The following is an 8,812-nucleotide window of genomic DNA, read 5'->3' on the forward strand; positions in this document are numbered from 1 at the left end:
GTCAGAGGCTACGACTATGAAAGTATTTCCCCCAAGGACGCCGACGGAAAGCTGACAGGTGCCCAATATATGACGGCGCTCAGCATGGAATACAACTATCAATTTCTGGAACACTGGCGAGCCGCTGTTTTTGTTGACCATGGAACAGCCACCAATGACTACAGGGACGACTGGAAAACCGGTGCCGGCTTTGGTATTCGCTGGATAACCCCTCTGGGCGCTCTGAGATTTGACGTCGCTTTCGCTGTCAGTGAACCTGATACGCCCTATAAAATGCACTTTACAATGGGGCCGGAAATATGAAGACGGCTCTGGCTATCTTAACCTCTCTCGTCACGCTCCTCTGCCTGGTGCTGTTTTTGCTGCTTACTCATACCGGTAACCTCTGGCTATGGAAACTGGCTCGCGCCCAATTACCTGAACTTCAGGGTGAACTGATCAAGGGATCGACAACCAATGGCCTTGTCTTCCAGAATCCAGGCTGGGTCGATCAGGATACGATATTCAAAGCAAACCGGCTCACTCTGCACTGGCAACCGGGAATGCTGTTCGGAGGAATTCTGGACATTGATGAACTGGAACTGAAAAATCTGGTCATTAAACTGCCATCGCCTGATAAAGAACAAGCCCCTTCCAACGAAAAGCTGGTATTACCGGAGATAGAGTTCCCTCTGCCAATCACTCTTAAGAAACTGACTCTGGACAGAGGCACTTATGAACAGGGTGAGATTAAAGAAGAAGTGACTAACCTCCTTCTCTCTGCTGATGCCCGACAATCCCAAATCACTATTCATGAGTTCAAGGTTGAACACGCTTTGGGGAAAGCCAGTCTGCAAGGAAAAATAACACTGAGCGGCGATTATCCACTGTCAGCAACCTTAGATATTCAGCCCCCCCCCCCCCCTGGATGGCAGGCTCCAGCCAAAAAATCTGAAGGCGACTCTTCAAGGCTCTCTGACCGATTACCAGCTAGCTGCCAATGCCACAGCCATTGCTAATGTCTTATCCACTCCTGAGACCCAAAAAGAAACCCGGATAAAGGCCTTGCTCAAGGCTCGGGGCAGTCTCGAACATATTGCGATCGAAAACCTGAACCTCTCAACACCTGAAGGTGATGCAGATCTTTCTGGTCAGCTTAGCTGGACAAAAGGTATTGCATGGAGCGGGAAGGTGAACCTCAATAGTCTGAACACAGCCAACTTTTTGCCCGGGTATCCGGGGAGGCTCGACGGTGTATTGGCAAGCCGTTTTAATCTGGACGGTAAGGCATGGCATCTGGTGATTTCTGAAATGCATATCACTGGCAAACTCAGGGAATGGCCCGTCTCAGTCTCCGGCACACTGGACATCAATCATCTTTATAACTGGAAGTTAGACCACTTCAATGCCAATTTCGGTGAAAATCAGTTAAGCGCCCATGGTCTTATTGATAAACAGTGGGATATAGAAGCGAAACTCAATGCTTCAAAGCTGGCAGAACTTTACCCCGGCCTTGACGGTGAAGTGAAAGGTTTCATCGATGTATCCGGAAGCAAACAGCAACCCAGACTGACCTTTCAACTTGATAGCTCCTCTGTCCGTTATCTGGACACGGCGATTAATGGCCTTTTGGCAAAAGGTCATATTGAAAAGAAAGAACACATTCTGGGGCAGGCTCGTATCAACATAGAGGCCCTGAAACAGGGCCCCCACACACTAAACCAGATATTGCTTGAAGCACGAGGCAATGAAAAGCAGCATCAGGTCCGGCTCTCAACTCAAGGTAAAGCACTCAAGAGCATCATCACCCTGGCTGGCAGCTACCTCAACGAACAATGGCAGGGACAGCTGACGCGCAGTGACTTGAACACAGAATTCGGAGACTGGTCACTGAAAAAGCCTGTTGATATTTCAGCCTCGGCAGCCGGTGCTTCATTCTCTGAATTCTGCCTGAAGTCATCCCCTTCCAGTATCTGTGCTCAATCCAGCCATCTGGGCAAGGACTCAGGACATCTCTCCTTTCACATTGAGCAACTGGCACCTGAAAGATTCAAGGCCTTTTTCCCCAACGAGTTTGACTGGCAGGCACTTATAAACTCTAAGGTCGAGGTAAGCTGGAAGGATAATCAGCCGACATTGTCGTTAACGCTTTCTTCAAGCCCCGGAACACTTCAGGCTTATAATCTGTCCGGCGATTACCGCCAGCTCAACATGGAAGCCCGAATCGCCAACAACCAGCTTCAAAGCTCTTTTAACTTCCTCTCCGATAAACTGGGGCGCGGCCGTCTGACCCTGACCGTCGATGACCTGCAAAACCAGAGAACCCTGAGCGGTCAGCTGAATATTGATCATTTATTGCTGGAAATATTTGCACCTTTCTTACCTGAAGTCAGTGATCTGAAAGGTACTTTTTCTGCCCGGGGGCGAATGGAAGGCTCTCTTGCCAAACCGCTCTTTTACGGTCGCCTGGCCATTGAAAATGGCTATGCCAATACCACGCGAGATATTGTCAGCGTTTCTGCACTTAATACTTACCTCAATGTGGCCGGTGATTCAGGCACAGTAGAAGGCAAAATGCAGGTGGGTAAGGGCTCACTGGATCTGGGAGGGCAACTGAGCTGGAAGGATCTCCGACAGCCAAGCGGTAACATTACGCTGGAGGGACAAGACCTGGATGTTAATTACCCCGGTATTGGCGAGATCAAGCTTTCACCCAACCTGAAGCTGACACTGTCTGAAGAGGTGACACTGACAGGTATCATCCGAATTCCGTGGAGTCGCATTACCATCAACAGACTTCCTGAGAGTGCTGTTTCGGTGTCAGACGATGTCGTGATCGTTCAGGAAGGGCAGACTTCAGAGCTCCGGGAGCAGGCTCTAAAGCTGTTTTCGATGAAGCTACGGGTAGTACTCGGAGACGAAGTCCGGCTCAATGCTTTTGGTTTCAAAGCCAGACTCACGGGGCATCTGGATCTTTTGCAGCTGCCTGACAAACCCCTTGAAGGAAACGGCACTATTCAACTAGAGGGTCGCTACCACCAGCTGGGCCAGGATTTACTGATCAAGGACGGAAAAATCATTTTTCAGGGGCCTGTCGACTCTCCCTATCTATTGGTCAATGCCGTTCGAAACCCGGAAACCATTGAAGATAATGTGGAGGTTGGCATCAAAGTCAGTGGCCCTGTCAATAAACCTGAGTGGACGGTTTATTCCAGCCCGGAAATGCCACAACAGGAACAACTTTCCTACCTGCTGCGAGGCAGAGGTCTGGAAGGCGATGACGGTTCCGGAGCGGAGGCGATGCTGGTGGGTATCGGTGTTTCCCAGTTTGGTGGTATCGCTACCTCCATTGGTGAAAGCTTTGGTTTCAGCGACGTCTCGCTGGATACAGCAGGCAGTGGCGAAGACACCCAGATCACCATTGGTGGCTACATAGCTCCCGGTTTGCGCCTGCAGTACGGTGCAGGTGTTTTTAACTCAGTGAGCGAAGTGAAGGTTCGCTATGAACTCATGCCCAGACTCTATCTGCAGGTTGTCAGTGGTCTGGCTCAGGCTGTGGATATTTTTTATCGCTTTACCTACACTCCTGATTCTGAAGGAGGGGCTCAGTAGTCACGCTAAAGAAAACTTGAAAGGCTTCAGTGTGTTGAGCGACACCGACTGCTCTGACTGCCAGACGTCATAATTATTCTGCATGATGAGCCAGCTTTCCGCAGTTCTGCCAAGAACCTTGGAAAATCTTCTGGCCATCTCGGTAGACACAGCGCTTTTTCCCTGCAAAATTCTGTTCAAAGTAGAGGGTGAGACCTCTAAGGCCTCAGATAGCTGCCTGCAGCTTACTTTAGCTGGTTCCATGTAGGTTTGCTTAATAAACTCTCCGGGATGGAGTGGGTCGTGCATTCTCATCGATGATAATCCTCATAGTTCAGTATTTCAGGAGTTTGCATTCCTAAACTTATGAAAGCCGACTCCTATCCCTGAAAAAAACGTGCATAATGCTGCGCCGCAAGATTGACCAGACGCTGTCTCGACTCGAGACTTCCCCAGGCACAATGGGGAGTGACGATCAAATTTGGCAGAGACTTATTGAGCAGGATATTCCCGTTTCCGGGAGGCTCTTCTGACAACACATCAAACCCGGCACCTCCCAGTCGCCCTGCCTCCAGCGCCGAGACCAAAGCACTCTCGTCTACCAGCCCACCTCTGGCGGTGTTGATCAGAATGGCCCCTGGCTTCATCAGCGAAAGTCTTTTCTGATCCAGAAGGTTGGCCGTACTTTCACTCAATGGACAATGCAAACTGACGACATCTGACTGTTTCAACCCTTCGTCTAATTCTATCCGGTCTATAGAGGTTGTCGGTGAGCCAGGTACTCTAGCCTTCAATACATTCATTCCGAATGCTCCTGCCAGTCTGGCAGTCGCCTTGCCCAAGTCACCATAACCGACAATGAGCAGGTTTTTACCTCCCAGCTCCATGATCGGATGATTAAGCAGACAGAATCTGTCGCTTTCTGCCCAGGTGCCGTTCACAGCATCTCGTGAGTAAGCGGGAACAGAGCCCGCCAGAGACAAGATTAAAGTCATGGCATGCTGAGCAACAGACGCAGTGCTGTAACGCTCTACATTCTGGACTTTAATACCGCGCAGATCACACGCAGCAAGATCAATATTATTCGTTCCTGTTGCCAGTACTCCGATATACCGGAGGTTGGGCAGCGAAGAAAGCGTCGACTCATCAATCACCACTTTATTGGTGACAATCGCGACCGCATCACGACAACGTTCAATCACATCTTCTGGTTCACTCTGATCGTATATCACCAACGGTACCGGAAGCTGATGAAACGCCTCCAGAGACACGCCGTCACCCAGAGTAGCCCGATCCAATAAAACGACATTCTTTTTTGTAGTCACATTTTTTACCTTTGGAATCCGGTTTTATCTTTTCAAAAGACAGTGGCCTGCTATCCTGACGTTACGAAAACAGATTCCATCAGGAGGTCTCAATGGAACCTGCCCATCACACCATGAACGATCTGTTTGATCAGCTTGGACTGCCCAGCAGTGATCAAGAAATCAATGCCTTCATCGAAGAGCATAAAAAAATGCCCCACCGGGTAAAAATTGAGCATGCCGACTTCTTTTCAGATAGTCAGCAGGCTTTTATTCAACGGGCATACAATGAAGTCGCTGACTGGGTTGTGTTGATTGAACATCTCGACGCCCTGTTGAGAGAAAAACCATCCTGAGAATTTCGGATTGCTATAACTGTCTTTGGCGAACCGCCTCAAACAAGCAGACACCTGTCGCTACAGAAACATTTAAACTGCTGACTGACCCTGACATGGGGATAAAGATTAATGAATCGCACTTGTCACGGGTCAGTCTTCTCATGCCCTTACCTTCAGCGCCCATCACCAGAGCCAGGGGACCCTTGAGGTCTGTTTTGTAAATATCAGAAGCACTTTCACCCGCGGTTCCAATCATCCAAATGCCACGATCTTTCAGCCATTCCATGGTTCTGGAAAGATTGGTTACCTGCACCAATGGAACATTCTCTGCAGCACCACAGGCCACTTTTCGAGCTGTCGCATTCAGGCTGGCAGATTTGTCTTTGGGCGTAATCAGGGCATGAACCCCTGCGGCATCGGCGGTTCTTAGACAGGCACCCAGATTATGAGGATCGGTCACACCATCCAGTATTAATAGAAAAGGCGGCTCATCCAGTGTATTCAGAAGATCTTCCAAATCACCTTCCCGGTAGACTTTCGCCTGTGCAACTCTGGCCACTATGCCCTGATGCACCCCTTCAACTTTCGAATCCAGTCGGCTGCGCTCGACAAAACGCACCGTCACCCCCTGGTTGCGGGCTTCCTCCACCAGCGCATTAATGCGCTTGTCAGTGCGACCTTTCTGGATCATCAGTTCCAGAACTTTTTCCGGAGAATGCTCAAACAGGCTTTGCACAGCGTGCAGGCCAAAAACGACATCATCACTCATTACGGGAATTCGTATACAGGGTTGGAATTAGGAATGAACGCATATTAGCAGAGCCAAAGGTTCAAGTGGAATGTTGATCTACTCATCAGAGGCTTCAATGAGCCGTTAATGATTGAAGTCTTATCAATCATTCAGAGTGGATGCGCAGACAGTTTTCGGTATATATATGGCTGTATTTGAATGAACTCATGTCGATATTCAAACAGGCAGGGCGCAATCGAACCGACTCCGGCTGTGCCACCCGATAAGCGTAAAGATGAGAACCACATTGGCCACAGAAAACTCTTTTCTTTCCTGTTGAAGATTCGTACTCCTTCAGCAGTTCCTGTCCTGTCTGCAGCTCGAAATCAGCACTGTCGATTGTCACTCCCATGGCAAAAGCTGAAGAATGAGCTTTTCTGCACGTCAGACAATGACAGCATTCAATCTCGACAAACTCGGATTTTACCCGATAGGAAACCTGCCCACATAAACACTGACCGAAATACATAGACGTTCTCGCTCTACAGAAACATTATTAGGCTCTATTGTGCAGAGCAAATGAAAGATCGACAACTGTCGACTGCGCCCGACAAGGCGCATCATCCCAATACTGGAAATGAGAGTCTGCGCTCTATTCCTGCCAGGTGGTCATAGTGTCATCCCTGATCTATGCTGTGATTCTGAATTTTTGGGGTTGTTATGGAAAAGTCGTTATTTTCAGAATTAAAGCGTATTGGCATTGATGAAGAACTGGCCAGCAAAGTCAGTGCTTCCCTTGATCCTGAGTACAATGCCAGTAAGAAAGATGTGCTGGTAATGCAAGAAGCCATCATGCAGGTGCAACTGCAAAGTGAGCGCAGCTATCAGGCACTCAGTTCAGAAATAAGCAGCCTGCGTTCTGAAGTGCATAAAGAGATAGCCGGTGTCCGCGCTGAAATCACGGATGTCCGCACTGAAATCACTGATTTCCGCGCTCAAATTACTGATGTCCGCACTGAAATCACTGATGTCCGCACTGAAATCGCCGATGTGCGTTTCGAGATGGGCTCCATCAACCGGCAATACATCATTACCTTCCTCGGTTTGATTACCACCATTGTCAGCGTCTTTGCCATCAACTGGTACTTCCATTAACACAAAAGTTGGTTAGCCCGCCTATTTCACCAACGCGAGCACAGACAATAGAACTAACTTGTAGCTTGACCAAGAACTAACTGACGGGAAGCACGTGAAAAAAAACAGCAAAGAAATGACAGAAGCTACCGCCCAGGACAAACACATGCCAGATAGCATGGTTAAAGGGCAGCTTTTTCCACAGGTAAAAAACAGCCCCGAGGGTATAAGAGAGGCCTCCCGCTACCAGCCAATAGACGCCCTCCAGCGATATCTTGCTGGCTAATTCTTTTGACGCAAAAAGAACCAGCCAGCCCATCAAAATATAAGTGGCTACTGAAAGTTTTTTAAAACGTGGACCAAACCAGACTTTGAAAACAATGCCCGCAATAGCCAGCAGCCAGACAGTAGCAAACATGATCCAGCCCAAAGTATCCCTCATACTGACCAGTAAGAATGGGGTATAAGTTCCAGCGATCAGGAGATAGATGGAACAATGATCCAGCAGTTTGAAGACCTTCTTGGTCTTCTCATGCTGGATGCTGTGATAGAGCGTGGAAGAGAGAAAGAGCAGTATCAGCGTTGCCCCGTAGATACTGAAACTGGCGATGCGCCAGACATCATGCTGCTCGGCTGCATAAGCTACTAAAAGGGTCAAACCAGCAACACTGAGCAAGGCGCCCAGACCGTGGGTGATACTGTTTGCAATCTCTTCAGCCAGGCTATATCTGGCCATGAGGTTGTTTCCTGTGTCGGTGTTTCGTGACATCTTAACACTCGAAGCGGACTATCGAGCCCGGATAATACTCAAGATTCCGATTAATGCCAGAGCAGATGACAAAGAAAGATCAATTGACTGATCAAAAAATCAGAAAGCAAAGGAGTGCCGCCTAACCACTTTCAAATCACTTAGCTTTTCTCTTTCCCGGCTGCCTGCCAGCAGGTTTTGCTGAAGGCTTTTTATCGGCTACTGGCTTCTTACCTGCTGACGGCTTCCTATCGGCTGACGGCTTCCCGGCTTTCTTGCCAGTGTTTTTAGCACCGGCTTTTTGCTTGCGGTTGGGCTTTCGCTTCTTACCTGTCGTCTTCTTGCCTGACTCTTCAGACTTTGCCGCATCCAAGAGAGCTTTTTTTGCCGCCCGACTCTTGGCCACATTGGCTAATGGCTTACCACCTTTTGAGGGGCTTTTTCGGGGTTTACGAGAACGAGAGGGTCTCAGTCCAGCGCCTGTGGATAATTCGAAATCAATTTTCTGGTCATCCAGATTGACGCTGGCAACCATGACTTCGATATCATCACCTAGCCGATAACCTCTACCGGTTCTTTCACCCACCATGCGATGGTGAACGGAATCATAGTGGTAATAATCACCTGGAAGGCTGGTAACGTGTAGCAACCCCTCTACATAAATATCATCCAGGGCGACAAACAGGCCAAAGCCGGTCACAGACGAAATGACACCGGAATACGTTTGTCCGATATGTTGCTGCATATACTCACACTTCAGCCAATCCATAGCATCCCGCGTGGCTTCGTCTGCCCTGCGTTCGGTCGCAGAACAATGCTCGCCCATAGCCAGAACTTCATTGCCATCATAGGGATAAATAGTCTTTTTGTTCATCTCACTGGCGCCCACACGAACAACGTGACGGGTTTCAACGGAAGAACGAATAATATGACGAATAGCCCTGTGCACCAGCAGGTCGGGATAGCGACGAATCGGCGAAGTGAAGTG

Annotated in this window: 11 protein-coding genes; 5 read left to right on the top strand and 6 right to left on the bottom strand. The window is 49.0% G+C overall.

Annotated features, from left to right (window positions below; translation table 11 throughout):
* The 3 genes from KDK16_RS04550 to KDK16_RS04560 form a co-directional block, all read left to right on the top strand.
* On the top strand, positions 1-303 hold a 303-nt coding region (locus KDK16_RS04550), incomplete at its 5' end, for a BamA/TamA family outer membrane protein (protein ID WP_257274889.1).
* Positions 300-998, top strand: a complete 699-nt coding sequence (locus tag KDK16_RS04555; RefSeq protein ID WP_257274890.1) for a hypothetical protein — start codon at positions 300-302, stop codon at positions 996-998. The genes KDK16_RS04550 and KDK16_RS04555, both read left to right, overlap by 4 nt.
* Positions 999-1,044: 46 nt before the next feature.
* Positions 1,045-3,591 carry a translocation/assembly module TamB domain-containing protein gene (locus KDK16_RS04560; RefSeq protein ID WP_257274891.1) on the top strand — a complete coding sequence of 849 codons (2,547 nt, stop codon included), beginning with the start codon at positions 1,045-1,047 and terminating at the stop codon, positions 3,589-3,591.
* Here KDK16_RS04560 and KDK16_RS04565 read toward each other — a convergent pair whose 3' ends face one another.
* Together KDK16_RS04565 and KDK16_RS04570 are read right to left on the bottom strand one after the other, a co-directional pair.
* A complete protein-coding gene (locus KDK16_RS04565; protein ID WP_257287452.1) occupies positions 3,592-3,885 on the bottom strand; it encodes a HigA family addiction module antitoxin in 294 nt (97 codons plus the stop codon).
* A 65-nt stretch (positions 3,886-3,950) separates the two neighbouring features.
* A complete protein-coding gene (locus tag KDK16_RS04570) occupies positions 3,951-4,895 on the bottom strand; it encodes a D-2-hydroxyacid dehydrogenase (protein ID WP_257274892.1) in 945 nt (314 codons plus the stop codon).
* Positions 4,896-4,987: 92 nt separating this feature from the next.
* Between KDK16_RS04570 and KDK16_RS04575 the strand changes: the two genes are divergently transcribed.
* The gene (locus KDK16_RS04575; protein WP_257274893.1) at positions 4,988-5,230 is read left to right on the top strand and encodes a DUF2789 domain-containing protein; all 243 of its coding nucleotides are present in this window, start codon (positions 4,988-4,990) and stop codon (positions 5,228-5,230) included.
* A gap of 13 nt (positions 5,231-5,243) precedes the next feature.
* Here KDK16_RS04575 and rlmB read toward each other — a convergent pair whose 3' ends face one another.
* Positions 5,244-5,981 (bottom strand): 23S rRNA (guanosine(2251)-2'-O)-methyltransferase RlmB, encoded by a 738-nt coding sequence (gene rlmB, locus KDK16_RS04580; RefSeq protein WP_257274895.1) that lies wholly within the window; start codon positions 5,979-5,981, stop codon positions 5,244-5,246.
* Positions 5,982-6,108: 127 nt separating this feature from the next.
* Positions 6,109-6,471, bottom strand: coding sequence for a GFA family protein (locus KDK16_RS04585; RefSeq protein ID WP_257274896.1), 363 nt, complete (start codon positions 6,469-6,471; stop codon positions 6,109-6,111).
* Positions 6,472-6,662: 191 nt separating this feature from the next.
* On the opposite strand from KDK16_RS04585, the gene KDK16_RS04590 reads away from it, so the two are divergent.
* Positions 6,663-7,097 (top strand): CCDC90 family protein, encoded by a 435-nt coding sequence (locus KDK16_RS04590; RefSeq protein WP_257274897.1) that lies wholly within the window; start codon positions 6,663-6,665, stop codon positions 7,095-7,097.
* Between the two features lie 76 nt (positions 7,098-7,173).
* On the opposite strand, the gene KDK16_RS04595 is transcribed toward KDK16_RS04590, so the two are convergent.
* Both KDK16_RS04595 and KDK16_RS04600 read right to left on the bottom strand, forming a co-directional pair.
* The gene (locus KDK16_RS04595; RefSeq protein WP_257274898.1) at positions 7,174-7,812 is read right to left on the bottom strand and encodes a hemolysin III family protein; all 639 of its coding nucleotides are present in this window, start codon (positions 7,810-7,812) and stop codon (positions 7,174-7,176) included.
* Between the two features lie 169 nt (positions 7,813-7,981).
* Positions 7,982-8,812 (bottom strand): S1 RNA-binding domain-containing protein (locus KDK16_RS04600; RefSeq protein ID WP_257274899.1); only part of this gene is annotated, 831 nt, incomplete at its 5' end.

Source organism: Endozoicomonas sp. SESOKO4, assembly GCF_024606275.1.